This window comes from Terasakiella sediminum, assembly GCF_033100395.1.
Lineage (GTDB): Bacteria > Pseudomonadota > Alphaproteobacteria > Rhodospirillales > Terasakiellaceae > Terasakiella.
In genome coordinates, this window is record NZ_JAWLVJ010000005.1 from 72,607 (window position 1) to 90,329 (window position 17,723).

Sequence of the window (17,723 nt, forward strand, 5' to 3'; positions counted from 1 at the left end):
CATGGGTTCTTCGCGGCACAGGGGTTAGCCGCGCATGGGTTCTTCGCGGCACAGGGGTTAGCCGCGCATGGGTTCTTCGCGGCACAGGGGTTAGCCGCGCATGGGTTCTTCGCGGCACATGGGTTAGCTGCGCAAGGGTTCTTCGCGGCACATGGGTTAGCTGCGCAAGGGTTCTTCGCGGCACATGGGCTAGCTGCGCAAGGGTTTTTCGCGGCACATGGGTTAGCCGCGCAAGGGTTCTTCGCAGCACAAGGGTTAGCAGCGCAAGGATTTTTCGCCGCACAGGGGTTCTTGGCACAACATGGGTTTTGCGCACAGGCTTTGGCTGCACATGGGTTTGCCTGAGCAGGTGCAATGTTGCCCAGGGTCGCAATCCCTATTCCTAGCCCAAGGGCCAAAGGTGTGATAGAGCTGCAGAAAAGAGTTTTGCGAAAAGTCATGAAAAGCCTCCGATAAGATAAAACAGCGTCAGTGCTGTAGTAAGATTTATTTGCCTGAAACCATCATGTGCTTTTCTGAAAGTGGCGTCTTTAAACAAAGCCATCACACCCCATCAACAAAATGTGATAAGTATTTGAGGACCAGAAACGTTAGAGAAGCTTTAGAAAGAACGTTCCTGGACATGAATGGGGATACTGGAAGCGATGACTGTAAACTTGAAAGACCTGTCAACTGAACGGCTGCAAAAGATGCTGGAAGCTGGGGCGATGGTGGAAGAATGCCACCGGGTGCTGGCTAAAGTGGGTGAGAATATCGTTTCTGATATTTTAAAAGGTACAGGCACTTTTTATCAGATGAACCATTATCCTGAAGGCGATGTTTATGATCATGAAACCCACGGGCAGTATTATTATCACGCCCACCGTGATGGCGAACATGGTCACTTTCATCTGTTTTTGCGCCCCAAAGGCATGCCCGATGGCGTAAACCCGGTGAAGGTTGCTGATTATGAAGAACCAGCTGCTGCCAATGATGCGCTCAGCCACCTGATCGCCATTTCCATGGATGCCTATGGCATTGCGCAATCGCTCTTTACCACCAACCGCTGGGTGACGGCGGAATATTGGTATGATTGTGAAGATGTCATCAAGATGCTGGACAGTTTCGAGATTGATCACGCCAGCCCGTCCTGGCCCGCCAACAAATGGGTCGGGGCCATGGTACAGCTGTTCTATCCGCAGATTTGTACCCTGCTGCGCCAACGTGATGAGGTCATCAAGGACTGGGAAAAAGCCCATCCGGATCGTAATGTCTATGAAGACCGCGATATGGAAATTCCGTCTGAAATGTCGTGTGATTATCTAAAGCAAATCGAGTTGATTACAGCAGAAATTGCGAGCCGCGCATAAGCAACCCCTGTTATTCAAAACGAAACGGGCTATATTCTAAAGATATATTTTCTTTGGATTATTTTTCATGCGCTCACTTTCACAGGATGCCCCGAAATCTTCGGGCTCACGTAATGACTGGAAAACGTTAAAAACGCTTCTCCCTTATCTCTGGCCCAAGGACGCGATGAATTTGCGCGTCCGCGTGGTGATTGCCCTTTTGCTTCTGGCTGCATCCAAGGCGACCAACGTTTCAGTGCCACTGTTTTATAAAGAGGCTGTGGATACGCTTAGTCTGAATGACGGCGTCGGTCTGGTGGTTGTACCTGTCATGTTGCTGATTGCTTATGGGGTAGCCCGTGTCATGGCCCAGGCTTTTGGGGAATTGCGTGATGCGGTCTTTGCCCGCGTCGGCCAGCGTGCCATCCGTGATGTGGCGCTCAAGACCTTTAACCACCTTCATCGTTTGGCCTTGCGTTTTCATGTGCAGCGCCAGACGGGCGGGCTGACCCGATCGATTGAACGCGGGACCAAGGGGATTGATTTCCTCCTGAATTTCATGCTGTTCAACATCCTGCCGACCCTGCTGGAAATCGTGCTGGTCTGCGGGATTTTATGGGCACTTTATGACTGGACCTTTGCAGCCGTCACCTTTGTCACCATCGCAAGCTATATCGCCTGGACTTTGATCGTGACGGAATGGCGCATCAAATATCGCCGTCATATGAATAAAAGCGACAATGAAGCCAACACGAAAGCGGTTGATTCACTGTTGAATTTCGAAACGGTCAAATATTTCACCAATGAAGATCATGAGGCCCGGCGTTATGACGTGGCCCTCAGATCATTCGAAGAAGCGTCGGTCAAATCCAAGGTGACGCTCAGCTTGCTCAATATCGGGCAGGGGGCGATTATCTCCATCGGCCTGATCGCTGTGATGATCATGGCAGGCTATGGCGTGCAGGATGGCACCATGACGCTGGGTGACTTTGTGCTGGTGAACAGTTACCTGATGCAGCTTTATATGCCGTTGAATTTCTTAGGGTTCGTATACCGCGAAATCAAACAGTCCCTGATCGATATGGAACATATGTTCTCCCTGCTGGATCAGGAAGCTGAAATTGCCGATGACGAAGATGCGACGGACCTGCCCGAAGGCGGCGGCGATGTGGTTTTTGAAAATGTCTCTTTCGCCTATGATGAACGCCGCCCGATTTTGAAAGAAGTGGACTTCCATGTTCCGGCTGGCAAGACCTGCGCGATTGTGGGGTCCAGCGGGGCAGGGAAATCCACATTATCGCGCTTGCTCTTCCGCTTTTATGATGTCTCCAAGGGGGCTGTGAAGATTGATGGTGCAGATATCCGCAGCATCAAGCAACATGCCCTTCGCAGCAATATCGGCATCGTGCCGCAGGATACGGTCCTGTTTAACGACACGGTCTTCTACAATATCGCCTATGGCCGCCCCGAAGCCACGCCACAGGAAGTGGAAGAAGCGGCGAAGCTTGCGCGCATCCATGATTTTATTATGGATTTACCTGATGGCTATAACACCATTGTGGGCGAACGCGGCCTGAAACTTTCGGGCGGGGAAAAGCAACGGGTTGCCATTGCCAGAACTATCCTGAAGCGTCCACGCATCCTGTTGTTTGATGAAGCCACATCCGCACTGGATACTCATACGGAAAAAGAAATTCAGGTTTCTTTACGTGAAGTGTCAAGCGGCCTGACCACCCTTGTTATCGCCCACCGATTGTCCACCGTTGTTGATGCCGATGAAATCATCGTGCTGGATAAAGGCGAGATCGTGGAACAGGGATCGCACGCTGTCCTGCTCGAAAAAGATGGGGCGTATGCCGCCATGTGGGCGAAACAGCAGGAAGCAGCGCTGGCGCTGGAAACGTTGGAGAAAGTGGGCGAGGCCGATGTGCTGGTACCTGCGGGTGCGGAGTAATTCATTACTGTGTCCCGGCGAAGGCCGGGACCTTTTTGAAACCTTACATGTCATAAAAGAGGCCCCGGCCTTCGCCGGGGAACAGAGGAAATAAAAAGCCCTTCTTCGCGTAGGTAGGCGCAAAGAAGGGCTCTTGGTGACTAAAGACTTTTTAAGGGGATATAGGGCTCTTTAGTCGTTGGCCGGATGTACGGTGGAATCTTCGGGGATGGGTTCCATGTCACGTACATAAAAGGCCACCGGGGGCGGTGCTGCTGGCTCCAACCGATCGGGAGGTGAGGGCGTATCGTATCGGCTGGGGTGAGGGCCATAGTAATTGACCAACCGCGCCGCGTCCCGGTGAACTGGTTCGGCAAAACATTGGACGGACCCCAATTGCTTGTAGCAATAACGAGGTTCCCAGTCATAGACGGCCTCTTCGTATTTATCTACGTATCCACAGGCGCTTAGGCCCATCAGGCCGCCTATCACCAGTCCTAGTTTCACCGCTCTATTCATTGTTTTGGTCCTCTTTATGTCACGTCATCCCTGCGAAGGCAGGGATCTGGTTTTTGTTGTTAGATTCCTGCCTGCGCAGGAATGACGCGTGTTATGCAAAATAGAACTGCAAAGAGGATGCCAAAAATGAAAAGGGGCTGTTAAAAGTTAACAACCCCTTAAAATTCAATTGGTTAACAAAGTGTTTATGAATTCACATCCACGACAACGCGTCCCTGAACTTCCCCTTTGAGGATTTTTTTGCCGTAACTAGGCAAATCTGACAGGGCAATATCTGTGGTCATGGTCCCCAGAACATCTTCCGGCAGTTCATTGACCAGTCGGTTCCAGGCGGTAACACGCTTGTCATAAGGACAGGTCGCACTGTCGATCCCCTGCAAAGTGACACCGCGCATCAAAAATGGCAGGACGGTTGTGTTGAGCTCATTGGATGCTGCAAGACCAACTGAGGCACAGCAGCTCCAGTATTTCAGCGTTGCCAGTACATGGTGCAGGGTGGATCCGCCCACATTATCAATGGCCCCGATCCAGCGTTCAGCCCCAAGCGTACCTTTGGGACCTTGTTCCAGCTCGGACCGTTCAACAATGTTGGTGACACCCAGTTCTGTCAGATAATTGTGCGACGCCTCTGACCCCGTAGAGCCTGCCACCTGATAGCCAAGACGCGCCAGGATCGCACAGGCAATGGACCCCACACCACCGGAGGCACCGGTCACCAGAACTTCACCGTCTTGTTCCGGATGCAGGCCATGATCTTCCAGTGCCATCACGGACAGCATGGCAGTATAACCCGCCGTCCCAATCGCCATGGCGCGCTTGGTTGAAATCTCATCAGGCAGCGGCACCAGCCAATCAGCCTTGACGCGGGCTTTTTGCGCATAGCCACCCCAGTGGATTTCCCCTACACGCCAGCCGTTAAGGACGACGCGGTCACCGGGCTTGTAGCGATCATCGCTGGACTCTTCGACCACACCAGAAAAATCGATCCCCGGCACATGGGGATATTCTTTCACCAGCTTGACAAGGCCATTCATGATCAGCCCGTCTTTAAAGTTAAGGGTGGAGTAGTCGACTTTGACCAGAACCTCGCCAGCAGGCAGGTCATCTTCGGAAACGGATTTGATCTCGAGCGATGGACCGTTATCGGTTTGATCCAGAAGGAGTGCATTGAATGACATGGGGGAACCTCACTGATTTATTATTATGAGATCACGATACAAAATGTTCGAAGCCCGATCAATCTTTGAGGTTGTTTAATTACAATATTTTACCTAAGCTCGCTTTAGGTGTGCGATATGCAAATGGGGTAGGGGAATGAGAGATGTAATCAAGAATATCGATCCGGGTGCGGACCGATTGTATAAAACGTTTTTGCATTCAGAGTGCCAAAATGGTGAATTTTTTAAAATATATATCGTAAATTTACTTTTCACGTTTTTGACTTTAGGAATCTTTCGTTTTTGGGCGAAAACAAGAAATCGTCGTTATATCTTCAGCCGCATGAAGCTGCTTGGTGACGGCTTTGAATATACAGGGACAGGCAAAGAGCTTTTATTGGGCTTTGGGGTTGTTATGGTTTTTATCATTTTGCCTTTTGGGATTCTGCCTGCGGGCTATGCAGAAAGTATATCGCTGACGAACCCCGAGCTATCGGGAACAATATATACTCTTCAGGCGATTTTTTTCTTCTGTTTATTCCCTATCGCTGTCTTTCGTGCCTATAGATATATTGCCTCACGCGTGAACTGGCGTGGTGTGCGGTTTTCCCAAGTCGGCAGTACGTTTGGATATTGGTGGCGTTGGATGCTTTTCACCTTAGCTATGCCATTTACGGGTGGTCTTATATTCCCCTTAAGACATGCTGTCATGTCACGCTATTGGGCTAATAATATGCGATTTGGTAATCAGGTCTTTCAAACACAGATAAAAGCGAGAAGTCTTTATAAGTCTTATTTGCTTTCCTATATTATTGTTATATCGGGGCTTGTTATTTCTTTTGGCGTTTTTAGTTACGGCATCAGTGAAATCGAGACCCGGATGGCCTTACCTAATGGAGAGTTGCCTGAAGTTGCAGTCGCACTTCAGGGGGGACTCGTTTTCGGGTTGGGGTTGTTGAACCTGCTGGTTTGGGTACTTGCAATGAGTTTTTATTATGCCAAATATTTTAGCCAGGCAATCAGCGAAACCAGCGTAAATGGTTGTTCGTTTTATGCGCGGGTTGGCCCACTGAAATTATTGGGCTTTCACGCGGTCAATCTTATGATCATGATTGTGACATTTGGTTTGTCTTATCCTTTCATTATGTCACGATATATGTCTTTTATCTCAGAAAACGTTAAGGCACGAGGCATCGAAAGTCTGGAACAAACCATTCAGATTGAACGTGACGAGCTGAAAACGGGCGAAGGTTTGGCAGATGCGCTGGACGTGGGGGCCTTCTAAAAGATGGGCTACCCCGCATCATTTGTGGATGGACAAAGTGCACGTCGTTATGATGTGCGTCTGAGCTTTTCCGGCAGACTGTTGGTTATTTCTGATTTGCAAGGCGAATGCCTGGGCGCGTGGGAGACAACACATATTGCGCCAATTGATCGTGTTGACCCCAGGCAACCTTTGATCCTGTCGTCGTCAAAACATGCGGGTGCGCGGCTTCAGATTACAGATGAGAGTACCCGAAGCTGGATCTATAACATCATTCCCGGTCTTGTCAGTCGCAATACTTATAAGAAAGAAAGCCGACTTGCCTGGTGGCTGACGGCGGCAACGGTTGCAAGCGCGGCGGGAATTTATTTTCTGCTGCCTGTTGCAGCGCAGATTGCTTTGGCTCTTGTCTCCGTGGAGTGGGAACGTGATATGTTCAAAGGGGCTGGGGTGCAGTTTGCTGGGCAGTTGGGGGCCGATAAACTCTGCACCTATCCCAAAAGTGTCGATATTCTTGATGATATGGTGGTGCGGATCGTTGGGCCGGAAAAAGCCAAACAGATGACCGTCCGCGTGGTGGATCACAAGATGGTAAATGCCTTTGCCACGCCAGGTCAGGAAATTATCCTGATGCGCGGGTTGATTGAGAAAGCCGACAGTCCGGGCGAGGTTATGGGTGTACTGGCCCATGAACTCGGGCACGTGGATCATCGCCATCCGATGCAGGCTGCCCTTCGTGGGGCTGGCCTGACGTTTTTATTGGCGGCGCTTTCCGGGGGCAGCATGATGGATCTGGCCGGATTGCTGGCCGAAACATCTTATAGCCGGGATCACGAACGCGAAGCTGATGCTTATGCGCTGGAAGCATTGAAACGCGAAGGTGTCAGCACACAAGGCATGGTGAAGTTTTTTAAAAAACTGGATCATGAAAATCATGGTTTGGAAACGGCCCTTCAATTTATCTCCACCCACCCGATGTCAGAAGACCGGGCAGCCTTCCTTGACGCCCAAAAAGGGGGGGGACCTGCTTTGTTCGATCAGGATTGGGCAGACTTGAAAAATATCTGCTCAAAAACCGATCAAATCTAGGTTCAACTTTCCGATTCCTTATGGCGGATTAGGAAAATTGATAGAAGAGGTTGAAATTTCCTTTCGATTGAAACCGAAAATTGGATGCATACTTAGTCAAATAGGATCATTTTTGGTGATTTACGAATTTCATATGACAGTTTCTTGACTTCTTGGTTAAGAAGAATCAAAGTTGCTTGAAACAGGACACTCAAACGATAACAAAAAATTATATGACCAGAGATTTTCCGGCCTTAGAAGTTTCAGATATTCACAAGCAATTTGGCGACCTTGAGGTGCTGAAGGGGGTGTCCCTGACAGCGCAGTATGGCGATGTGATTTCCATTATCGGATCAAGCGGGTCCGGTAAAAGTACCTTCCTGCGCTGCCTCAATTTGCTGGAACGCCCAACACAGGGTTCGATCCGCGTGGCGGGTGAAGATATGAAGCTGAAGCGAGAAAAAGATGGTCAGCTGGGCGCAGCGGACAAAAAACAGATTACCCGCCTGCGTGCAGAAATCGGTTTTGTGTTTCAGGGCTTTAACCTGTGGGCTCATATGGATTTGATGGAAAATATCATCGAAGGCCCAACCCAGGTCAAAGGCATGTCCAAAAAGGAAGCGACCGAAAAAGCAGCTGAGCTTTTAAACAAGGTCGGCCTTTATGAAAGAAAAGATCATTATCCGTCACAACTGTCCGGTGGTCAGCAGCAACGCGCCGCCATTGCCCGTGCGCTCGCGATGGAGCCGGAACTACTGTTGTTTGACGAACCCACATCTGCATTGGACCCCGAACTGGTCGGTGAGGTCTTGAAAGTCATGCAGATGTTGGCGGAAGAGGGGCGCACCATGCTGGTTGTGACCCATGAAATGGGATTTGCGCGCGAGGTCTCCTCGCATGTGATGTATTTGCATCAGGGACAGGTCGAAGAATTCGGCCCGCCCAAAGATGTGTTTGAAAATCCGAAATCAGAACGGATGAAACAATTTATCAGTACCGAACTCTAAAAAACAAAATTCGGACTGGTTAGGGACTAAAATTTAAGTGTTAAGACAAGCAATTCACGGGAGAATTATTTTATGAAAAAGATTGCAATTGCGCTGGCGGGCCTTTTGGCCATGGGTGTTGCAACAGCCGAAGCCGGCGATAAAATTCGCATTGGCACAGAAGGCGCTTACCCTCCGTTTAACAATATCGATAAGCAAGGTAAGGCACACGGGTTTGACGTGGATATCGCCAATGCCTTGTGCGAGCAAATGAAGGCAGATTGCGAAATCATCGCACCGCTGGACTGGGATTCTATCATCATCGGTCTGCAGAAAAAGAAATATGATGCCATCGTTGCTTCCATGTCGATTACGCCGGAGCGTCAAAAAGCGGTTGCGTTCACAGATCCTTACTATTCAAACAACCTGACCATGGTTGCCAAGGAAGGTTCCACATTGGACCCTAAAAATTTGGAAGGTAAAACTGTTGGCGCACAACGTGCAACCATTGCTGCAAACTATGTAACCGATACGCTGAAGGGCGTGACGCCAAAGCTTTATGATACGCAGGAAAATGCCTATTTGGACCTGGCATCCGGCCGTATTGATGTGCTTCTGTCTGACAAACTGCCTGCTTATGACTGGCTGCGTTCTGACGAAGGCAAAGGTTATGCCTTCCTGGGGGATGCGATTGACGTAAACGACAAGATCGGTATTGCTGTTCGTAAAAAAGACAATGAACTGCGCGAAAAATTCAACGCCGCGCTGAAAGCCATTGTTGAAAATGGAACGTATGAGAAGATCAACGCGAAATATTTCCCGTTCTCCATCTTCTAAGTTGATGAACTGGTGCCCCTTGTTTAATGCAAGGGGCCCTTTCTCTTTTGAAAGACCGATATGATCGACCTTCAGGGATTTGGACCACAGATCGCCCTTGGCGCATGGATGACACTGCAAGTTGCTGTGTGTGGCCTTTTGCTTGGCCTGATGTTTGGGCTGGGCGGGGCAGCGGCAAAATTGTCGCGCTTTGCGGTTCTGCGCGGGATCGGTCAAAGCTACACCACGGTCGTTCGTGGTATCCCGGAAATTCTGATTGTTCTGCTGGTTTATTTTGGGGGCGAAGATATCATCAACCGCATCGCGGAAAGCGTCGGCTATGATGATTATGTTGAGATTAACGTCTTTGCGGCGGGTGTAACGGCCCTTGCGCTGTCGTTCGGGGCCTATGCAACCGAAGTGTTTCGCGGCGCCATTCAGTCTGTCCCCAAAGGTCAGATCGAAGCCGCTGTTGCCATCGGGATGCGCGGATACAAGATTTTTTGGCGTATTACCTTTCCTCAGGCCATGCGTCTGGCCATCCCTGGGCTTGGCAACCTGTTTCAATGTCTGTTGAAAGATACCTCTTTGGTGTCCTTGATTGCGCTGCCGGAACTGATGCGAAATTCCGCCATCGCTATCCAGAATACCAAAGAACCTTTTACCTTTTATTTCGTCGCTGCCATCATTTATCTGATGATCACGGCTGCGGTCATGCTGGGGCAGACGTATGCGGAACGCTGGGCCAATAAAGGGGTGAAGAGGGCAGCATCATGAATTGGGAAGAAATCTATATCGCCCTTCCCAAACTGCTGGATGGGGCATTGCTGACACTGGAACTGGTTATCCTTGCCTGTGTAGCAGGTTTCCTGATTGCCGTGCCTGTGGCACTGATGCGCAGTTCGCGAAACTGGTGGCTGCGCAATATTCCGCTGGTCTATACCTTCTTTTTCCGCGGCACACCGATGCTGGTGCAGTTGTTCCTGCTTTACTATGGTGCAGCCCAGTTTGAAGCTGTGCGTGAAAGCTTCTTTTGGCCTGTCCTGCGTGAGGCTTACTGGTGTGCGCTTATCGTCTTTGCGCTCAATACAGGGGCCTATACAGCGGAGATTTTCCGTGGTGCTATTCGTACCGTTCCGGAAGGAGAGATTGAAGCAGGCATTGCCATCGGCATGAAAAAACCAACGCTTTATCGCCGGGTTGTCCTGCCACGCGCCATCCGCATGGCCCTGCCGTCTTATGGCAATGAGATCATTTTTATGATCAAAGGCTCGGCATTGGCTTATACCATTACACTTCTGGACTTGACGGGTGTCACCCGTACTATCATTGCCCGCAATTATCTGGCGATTGAAATGTATTTTGCCGCAGGGGTGATCTATTTGCTGATTACCTTCGTATTCATTCAAGTATGGATGCGTGTGGAAAAGCGAATGCTGCGGTTCCAGACACCGCATTAACTACATAGTTCGCTTTTCTTTATCCAGTCTGGTTTCATTTCTTGAATGAAACACTCTAAATGCATGAAATAGCGCGGGTGATTGGTTTCTTTGCGGTATTCAATTATCCATGGATAATGGTTTTTGAATGCATTTAAGAATAAACCACTTTTAGTTTTGAATACGACTTCTCCTTGGCAAATATCGTGTTCAATGCAATATGCTATTTCATCAAGATGATTGAGTATCTGGGTAAGGTTTCGATGATATTTTGGGTCATCGTTCACGATTTTTATAATTGCGGCTTTTTTGTCTGTGTGTTTTGTCTTGGATTTTCGATATTCAATCCAAAAATTGTCTATATAAGCAATTGAATTGTTTATTTCTTTGGTTTCCAGACTGCTAACATACTTCATCGATCGTTCAATGCGTTTGGCTTCTTTATTGTCGGTATATTCCCAGTATGCCCAGGTGGCACTAACGATTAACCCGACAGTTGCGCAAGTTTTGAATATGCCATCACAAATATTAGAAAATGCTTCGCTGTTTGTTCCACTCATGCTTTTCATCCCTTTCGCGAGGTATAAAAGACGAAGAATCCTAGCATTGTAAAATATTGATTTTTACAATTTTATATTGTCATTGCCATATTTGTCAATCTAGAAGCCATAGAATGCTGGGATGAACAGGCTGAAGGCAATCCAGATGATAAAGACAAGCGGTGTGCCTGCAACGATAAAGTCTTTAAAGCTGTAACGTCCTGGGGCCATGACCAGCAGGTTGGTCTGATAACCAATCGGGGTTGCAAAGGCGCAGTTGGCGGCAAAGACGACGGCCACGGCAAAGGCACGTGGATCGACCCCTAATTCATTCGCCATAGAGACCGCAATGGGGGTAAAGAGAACCGCACAGGTCTGTGTGGACAGAACGTTGGTCAGAATGGCGATCAGCAGGAAGAGCGCGGACAAGACGGTCCTCGGGCCCGCACCATCGAGGGCATCAACGACCCCATGGGCAAGGAAGGTCGCAGCGCCCGTTGCCTGCATGGCAGACCCAAGGGCGAGGGCGGCTCCCACCATGGTCACAATCTTTGAGTCAACGGCACGCACGGCTTGCTGGACGCTGAGCGCACCAATTGCAACCATGGCAGCTGCCCCAATTAGAGCGCAGGTCACCGTTGGCAGAACACCAGAACCTGCCAGCAGAACGACACCAGCGAAAATAGCGAGCGCACGTCTGGCATGGTGAACGGCGGGGAGTTCTTCTTTCGACCATTCCAGCAGGATCACATCGCGGTTGGATCGCAGATTATGGATATCGCTTGGGTGACCCTGAACCAACAGGACATCACCGCTTTGCAGGCGGATATCATCCATACGCGCGCGGATCATGCGTGAACGACGCTGAATGCCGATCACTTTACAGCCGGAACGTTGGGCAAAGTTGGTGCCCTGTAGGGTCTGACCGGATAGTTGCGTTGTGGGTGGTAGCATGACTTCCACCAGCATCCGGTCCTGTGTTTTCAGCTCGTCCTCTTCATCACCCTCAGATTCTTCAGCCCCTTCCATCGAAGCAAAGGATTTTTGCACCAGTTCGGGGTGATGGGGTTCCAAAAGGCCATTGTTGCGGGTCAGGACTTCGGTGATGACTTTACGGGTGGCGGCAACCACCAGAATGTCACCGGCATGGATTTTATGGTCTTCAAAGGGCGGCAGGATGTTGCTGCCCTGGTGCTGGATCATGCGTACCGTCAGGTTCGGCAATTCTTTAAAGAAGCCGCCCATGGACTCTTTACCCACTAGCTTGGCACCCGGTGCCACTGTCAGCTGCGCGATAAAGTGCTTGCCGCTATGTTTGGCTTCGCCTTCTTCACCCGTTCGGTCCGGCAGCAGGCGTGGCATGACAAATACCACATAGACCAGACCGATGGAGGCCAGCACAAGACCGGGGATGGTGAAATCAAAGAATTTAAACGGAATTTCACCCAGCTGGATCAGGGCTGAATTCACCAGAAGGTTTGTACCTGACCCGATCAGGGTGATCATCCCGCCCAGAACGGCAGCCGCACTTAAAGGCATCATCACCTTGCTGGCGGATTTATTGATACGTGCGGCCAGCGCTTGCATGATCGGGATAAAGATAACAACCACAGGAATGTTGTTCAGCATGGATGAAATCAACATGCCAACGATAAGGGTCAGAAGGATGGTAATCCAGGTGTTTTTTCCGCCCATTTTCAGCAGGATCTGGGCACCGCGTTCCAACACACCGGTTCGCACCATCCCTTGCCCTACCACCAGCAGGGCAAGCACCGTGATCAGTCCGGTATTGGCAAATCCCATCAACAGGGTATGCGGACTTAACAGATTATCCCCGCTATCATCGACCACCGGGAAGACATGGAAAATCACCATAATCCCGCCAAGGGTGACAAGGGACGTCAGTTCAACCGGGATATCTTCGATGGCATAGGCGATCAGCGCAGCAAGAATAATGATGTAGGTTAACCACATCTGAAAATTTGGACCGAAGATGTCCATTGCGAGTGCGCTCATGCTGCCCCTGATCCTTGTTGTTCTTTTGACATTAAGATATCGCCCAAGATGCTGGGATGCACAAGTGTTTTATAGGCTTTTTTCCATATAGATGACCTCATCCAGCGGATTGTCGTAATAAGGCGCAGACTTATGAAACCCTAAATCATCATAAAGTTTTAGCGCAGGTGTCAGGTGGGAAAGTGTATCCAGACACATGAAACGGTATCCTGAATTTCGGGCTTCTTCAAAAATCAATTCCGCCAGGGCACGTCCGATCCCTTTCTTTTTATAGGCATCACGCACATAAAGCCGTTTCATCTCGCAGGTATCTTTTTTGTCAACCGGCCAGATGGCGACACAGCCGCAGACTTCCCCGTTCCAGCGCGCCAGCAGCATGACGTCATATTTGGCGGCAAGGGCTTTTAATTCTGCCTGAAAGTCCTGAAAACACAGATCAACGCCCAGCCAATCCTGATATTCTGTAAAAAGCTTTTTGATATGGTCCAGATCATCGGCGCTGGTGGCTTTTGTGACAGACAGGCTCATATGGTGATGGTTCCTTTAAGGTAAAGCGCGGCCCGTCCCATCAGTTCCACCCGGTTGCCCTTGATGGTGCAGGTGATATCGCCGCCGCGCTTTGACACTTGCCGGGCATAAAGGGTGGCCTTGCCCAATCGGTCTGCCCAAAAGGGGGCAGAGACACAATGAGCCGCACCCGTAACCGGGTCTTCTTCCAGCCCGTGACCGGGGGCAAAACAGCGTGAAACAAAATCATATCGGCGCCCCGGTGCCGTCAGGATAAATTCGCCGGGTTCAATGCGGGCTAGGGCTTCGTGATCTGGTCTGGCTTTCTTGACCGTATCTTCATCTGTTGTGACGCAGACAACGAAATGGTTTTCATGGGTTTCAAGAATATCTACGCCAAGCGCTTCTTCCAACCCTTCCGGGACAGGGCAGGGTTTGGGGGCATTGGTGGGGAAATCCATGATGATGTCATCGCCCTTTTTAAGGACGATCAGCTCCCCGCTTTGGGTATCAAAATGGATCAGGCTTTTATCGTATCCCAATTCATGAAAGATCACATAAGCCGTTGCCAGCGTGGCATGTCCGCATAGGGGAATTTCGGTCGTAGGCGAAAACCATCTGAGTTGAAACCCTGCTTCATTCGGGATAAAAAAGGCGGTTTCTGACAAATTGTTTTCGGCTGCAATTTTTAACAATATCTTATCTTCCAACCACGCATCCAGCGGCACGACGGCCGCCGGGTTACCTTCAAGCGTTTTGTTGGCAAAGGCATCGACTTGGAAGATCGAAAGGTTCATCAGCGTCAACTTTTTTGGATTTGCTTTTGACCTATAGTAACCTTTTTTTGCCTCTGATTTCTAGGGGGTAAGCGTGATTTCACCTTTTAGATACAAAATCGCACGTCCAAAAAGTTCAACTCGGTCTTCTTTTACACTGCAAAGGACGTTTCCGCCGCGGCTTGATACCTGACGGGCCAGTAATTCGGTTTTCCCCAATCGTTCTGCCCAGAACGGGGCGGCGACACAATGGGCGGACCCTGTGACCGGGTCTTCATCAATCCCATGGGTGGGGGCAAAGCAGCGTGAGACAAAATCGTATTTCTCACTTTTGGCCGTCAGGATGAAATCACCGGGGGTAATATTGCCAAGGGCTTTGAAATCCGGCTTCGCATTGCGGACTTCTTCTTCGCTTTCACAGACCACAAGACAGAATCGATTTTCATGGGCTTCGATGAGTTTTGCACCAATGGCTTCATCCAGTCCTTTGGGGATATCACATGGTGTTGGTGGATTGGCCGGGAAGTCCATGGCAAAGCCATCGTCTTTCTTGCGCACCACCAGTGGGCCACTTTGGGTTTTAAAGACGATTTCGTCTTTGTCGTACCCAAGCTCGCTATAGATAATAAAAGCGCTGGCAAGGGTGGCATGCCCACATAAGGGGACTTCGACCGTCGGGGTGAACCAACGCAGGTGAAAGCCGTTTGTCGTGGGCAGGAAATAAGCGGTTTCCGCCAGATTGTTTTCTGCGGCAATGGCTTGCAGTTTTTCATCTGGCAGCCATTCTGTCAGCGGGATAATGGCTGCTGGGTTACCTTCAAAGACTTTGTCAGCAAAGGCGTCTACTTGATAGATATCTAATTTCATTTTTGCTCTGACTTTATGCGAAATGGATATTAATGCGGCGGTTTTGTTTGCCTTTTTTCTCGATCTTGCCAATGCGGATCAGACCGATTTCTCCGGTGGATTTTACGTGTGTTCCCCCGCAGGGCTGGTAATCCACATCACCCACACGGATGGTGCGCACAGACCCTTGTCCCATCGGCGGTTTGACCGACATGGTGCGGATCAAATCGGGATTGTTTTCCAGTTCTTCATCGGTGATGGCCCCGATCTCAATTGCTTTGTCTGCTTCAATCTCTGCATTGATGGCGGCAGCCAGTGCTTCTTTATCCGGGCTTTCCGGCAGATCAAAATCAAGGCGACTTTTATCCAGGCCGATGGACCCGCCGGAAACTGCCGCATCCACTTTGGAACATAGGATATGAAGGGCAGTATGCATGCGCATCAAAGTATAGCGACGATCCCAGTTGATTTCGCATTTAACCGATGATCCGATGGCGGGCAGGGGCGTGCCTTCTTCAACCAGATGAAGGTGCGCCCCCGTTTCGCGGTCTTTGACCGTATTGGCAATGGTGATGTGTGATCCGTCTTCCAGCGTCAATGTGCCGCTATCGCCGGGCTGACCGCCCCCAGTTGGATAAAAAATGGTCTGATCCAGCAGGATGGCATTGTCCTGATGTCCGGTGACAGTTGCCTGACATTCTTTTAGGTAGCTGTCGGTGCGGAAAAGTTCTTTGGTCATTCATCACCTATTTTATGAGTGTTAACACCATGATCAGTGCGAGGCTGACATAGAGTATGCGGGTTCTTAAAGGATTGTCGATCAGGAAACGACGCATCCAGGCCCCGGCAAAAATCCATGTGCCGCAAACAACATTGGCTGCAGTAAAGATAATCGCCCCGGTCACGGTATCAAGCCCATAAGACGTCGCACCCGCAAAAGCCATCATTAAAGCCTTGGGATTGATCCACTGAAATGCAGCTGCGCGAAAGAAGCCCCAAGGTTTGTCTTCGGTTTCTTCTTCACTGAAATCGGTGGAGGCTGTTGCGATCTTAAATGCGATATAAAGCAACAAGGCCATCGCCACCCATTCTAGCACATCTAAAGCGCCATTGGGCAGCAGGGGCAGGATGGAGCCTACCGCCAGAAACATAAAGCCAAAGCCCAGGTTAATCCCGAACAGGTGTGGCAATGTACGTTTGACACCAAAGCGTACGCCGGATGCCATCAACAGGGAATTGTTTGGCCCGGGCGTGATGGAGGTCACGAAGGCAAAAAGGGCAAAGTTCAACATGGCAATGTCTTTCTTCTTTTTAAAAATGATCCAGCCGGCATCGTATTGAAATACAGACCTGTGATGATAAAGCCGGCGGCCACAAGGCTATTGATTGTAATGGTCTCGCCTAAAACCAGGGCAGACGAGGTCATGCCAAAGATCGGCACCAGCAGGGAAAAGGGTGCAACCTGGCCTGCGTCATAGGTTTTCAGCAGATAAGCCCAGATGCCAAATCCTGCCAATGTGGCGATGAAGGCAAGGTAAAAGACGCTGGTAATGCCGCTGAAAGAAATCTGTTCAAATGCATTTATGATGGCATCACCGCCTTCATATCCCCAGGAAATGCCAAGCAGTACAGGGGTGGAAAAGGCACTGACCCAGATCATCAGGTGCAACGGATTGCTGCTTTGGGCCTTTTTCATGGACAGGTTGGACAATGCCCAGAAAAGGGCGGCTACCACCACAAAGGCAATCCCGATAAAGGCACTGCGCCCGCCATATTGATCGGCCAGAATAATACCAAGCCCGATAAAGGCGAGGCCCATCCCGGCCATCTGGCGTTTGCTCGGGCGCTCATCCAGTAAGAAAAACGCCAGCAAAACCGTAAAAAACGCCTGCATTTGTAAAACGAGGGAGGATAATCCGGCCCCTGCACCCAAATCCATGCCGACAAACAATAGGCTGAATTTAAAAATACCTAGGCACAGGGCAATGGCGACAATCCAGTGAAGGGGTGCCGGTCGGGTCTTCCAGATAAAGATCAGGGGAAGACCCGCCAGCCCGAAACGCAATGTGGATAACAGGATCGGCGGGAAGTTATCTAAGCCGATCCTGATGATCACAAAGTTGATACCCCACGCAGCCATAACTGAGGCTGCAAGAAAGATATGAGCGGGTTTCATTTCTCATGCTTTCCAGAAGGGCTTTTGCGCTTCGCCTTCGATATCCGCCCGGGAGAGGCCGATATCTTTTAGGGTCTCATCGGACAATTGCTTCATTTTAAAGCGCTGGCGCGAACGTTCATGCCAGGTCCACATGAGATGGACAAGCTGGAGGCAATCGGTCTTGACCATTGTTGCGCCTGCTTTCGCCCATTGGCCCCAGCTCAGCTGCGGGGCAGTTGTTGTTTCGATTGTATCGATACATTCCTGTCTCATTGGTCTTGTCTCCGCTTGTGTTAAACAAAATATTTGATGACAATGACTGTAACAATCGATACAATGTGGCGTCAATTGATACATTGTCACCATAACAA

At 49.9% G+C, this 17,723-nt stretch carries 18 protein-coding genes and 1 pseudogene; 9 read left to right on the forward strand and 10 right to left on the reverse strand.

Features of this window, described 5'->3' with window-relative positions:
* From RYZ26_RS05140 to RYZ26_RS05150, 3 genes and pseudogenes are all read left to right on the forward strand, one after another.
* Positions 1 to 345, forward strand: a pseudogene (locus RYZ26_RS05140) (hypothetical protein); the annotation flags it as partial.
* Positions 346 to 644: 299 nt separating this feature from the next.
* Entirely contained in the window at positions 645 to 1,349 is a 705-nt protein-coding gene (locus RYZ26_RS05145; RefSeq protein WP_317682091.1) for a DUF6969 family protein, read from the forward strand.
* 67 nt (positions 1,350 to 1,416) lie between these two features.
* Complete coding sequence (locus tag RYZ26_RS05150) at positions 1,417 to 3,282, forward strand: ABCB family ABC transporter ATP-binding protein/permease (protein ID WP_317682092.1); 1,866 nt, start codon at positions 1,417 to 1,419, stop codon at positions 3,280 to 3,282.
* Positions 3,283 to 3,965: 683 nt separating this feature from the next.
* Here the strand turns inward: RYZ26_RS05150 and RYZ26_RS05155 are convergent.
* The gene (locus RYZ26_RS05155) at positions 3,966 to 4,958 is read right to left on the reverse strand and encodes an MDR family oxidoreductase (RefSeq protein ID WP_317682093.1); all 993 of its coding nucleotides are present in this window, start codon (positions 4,956 to 4,958) and stop codon (positions 3,966 to 3,968) included.
* 136 nt (positions 4,959 to 5,094) lie between these two features.
* Between RYZ26_RS05155 and RYZ26_RS05160 the strand changes: the two genes are divergently transcribed.
* The 6 genes from RYZ26_RS05160 to RYZ26_RS05185 all read left to right on the forward strand — a co-directional run bounded on the left by RYZ26_RS05160 (position 5,095) and on the right by RYZ26_RS05185 (position 10,531).
* Positions 5,095 to 6,222 carry a YjgN family protein gene (locus tag RYZ26_RS05160; protein WP_317682094.1) on the forward strand — a complete coding sequence of 376 codons (1,128 nt, stop codon included), beginning with the start codon at positions 5,095 to 5,097 and terminating at the stop codon, positions 6,220 to 6,222.
* 3 nt (positions 6,223 to 6,225) lie between these two features.
* Positions 6,226 to 7,290, forward strand: a complete 1,065-nt coding sequence (locus tag RYZ26_RS05165; RefSeq protein WP_317682095.1) for a M48 family metallopeptidase — start codon at positions 6,226 to 6,228, stop codon at positions 7,288 to 7,290.
* A gap of 212 nt (positions 7,291 to 7,502) precedes the next feature.
* Entirely contained in the window at positions 7,503 to 8,276 is a 774-nt protein-coding gene (locus tag RYZ26_RS05170) for an ABC transporter ATP-binding protein (RefSeq protein ID WP_317682096.1), read from the forward strand.
* A 72-nt stretch (positions 8,277 to 8,348) separates the two neighbouring features.
* Positions 8,349 to 9,092: an ABC transporter substrate-binding protein gene (locus RYZ26_RS05175; protein WP_317682097.1), complete on the forward strand. Its 744-nt coding sequence runs from the start codon at positions 8,349 to 8,351 to the stop codon at positions 9,090 to 9,092.
* Positions 9,093 to 9,152: 60 nt separating this feature from the next.
* Entirely contained in the window at positions 9,153 to 9,848 is a 696-nt protein-coding gene (locus RYZ26_RS05180; protein ID WP_317682098.1) for an ABC transporter permease, read from the forward strand.
* Complete coding sequence (locus RYZ26_RS05185; protein ID WP_317682099.1) at positions 9,845 to 10,531, forward strand: ABC transporter permease; 687 nt, start codon at positions 9,845 to 9,847, stop codon at positions 10,529 to 10,531. Before RYZ26_RS05180 ends, RYZ26_RS05185 begins: the two co-directional genes overlap by 4 nt.
* On the opposite strand, the gene RYZ26_RS05190 is transcribed toward RYZ26_RS05185, so the two are convergent.
* The 9 genes from RYZ26_RS05190 to RYZ26_RS05230 form a co-directional block, all read right to left on the reverse strand.
* Positions 10,528 to 11,070 carry a DUF4760 domain-containing protein gene (locus RYZ26_RS05190; RefSeq protein ID WP_317682100.1) on the reverse strand — a complete coding sequence of 181 codons (543 nt, stop codon included), beginning with the start codon at positions 11,068 to 11,070 and terminating at the stop codon, positions 10,528 to 10,530. The genes RYZ26_RS05185 and RYZ26_RS05190 overlap by 4 nt on opposite strands.
* 99 nt (positions 11,071 to 11,169) lie before the next feature.
* Positions 11,170 to 13,065, reverse strand: a complete 1,896-nt coding sequence (locus RYZ26_RS05195) for an SLC13 family permease (RefSeq protein WP_317682101.1) — start codon at positions 13,063 to 13,065, stop codon at positions 11,170 to 11,172.
* 69 nt (positions 13,066 to 13,134) lie between these two features.
* Positions 13,135 to 13,593 carry a GNAT family N-acetyltransferase gene (locus RYZ26_RS05200; RefSeq protein WP_317682102.1) on the reverse strand — a complete coding sequence of 153 codons (459 nt, stop codon included), beginning with the start codon at positions 13,591 to 13,593 and terminating at the stop codon, positions 13,135 to 13,137.
* On the reverse strand, positions 13,590 to 14,369 hold the full coding sequence (locus RYZ26_RS05205) for a PhzF family phenazine biosynthesis protein (protein ID WP_317682103.1): 780 nt from the start codon (positions 14,367 to 14,369) through the stop codon (positions 13,590 to 13,592). Before RYZ26_RS05205 ends, RYZ26_RS05200 begins: the two co-directional genes overlap by 4 nt.
* A gap of 60 nt (positions 14,370 to 14,429) precedes the next feature.
* A complete protein-coding gene (locus RYZ26_RS05210) occupies positions 14,430 to 15,215 on the reverse strand; it encodes a PhzF family phenazine biosynthesis protein (RefSeq protein ID WP_317682104.1) in 786 nt (261 codons plus the stop codon).
* Between the two features lie 13 nt (positions 15,216 to 15,228).
* Positions 15,229 to 15,933, reverse strand: coding sequence for an alanyl-tRNA editing protein (locus tag RYZ26_RS05215; RefSeq protein ID WP_317682105.1), 705 nt, complete (start codon positions 15,931 to 15,933; stop codon positions 15,229 to 15,231).
* Positions 15,934 to 15,940: 7 nt separating this feature from the next.
* On the reverse strand, positions 15,941 to 16,486 hold the full coding sequence (locus tag RYZ26_RS05220) for a LysE family translocator (protein WP_317682106.1): 546 nt from the start codon (positions 16,484 to 16,486) through the stop codon (positions 15,941 to 15,943).
* Positions 16,480 to 17,370, reverse strand: a complete 891-nt coding sequence (locus RYZ26_RS05225) for an EamA family transporter (RefSeq protein WP_317682107.1) — start codon at positions 17,368 to 17,370, stop codon at positions 16,480 to 16,482. The genes RYZ26_RS05220 and RYZ26_RS05225 overlap by 7 nt, the downstream gene beginning before the upstream one ends.
* Before the next feature lie 3 nt (positions 17,371 to 17,373).
* The gene (locus RYZ26_RS05230) at positions 17,374 to 17,625 is read right to left on the reverse strand and encodes a DUF1127 domain-containing protein (protein WP_317682108.1); all 252 of its coding nucleotides are present in this window, start codon (positions 17,623 to 17,625) and stop codon (positions 17,374 to 17,376) included.
* Between the last annotated feature and the right edge of the window lie 98 nt (positions 17,626 to 17,723).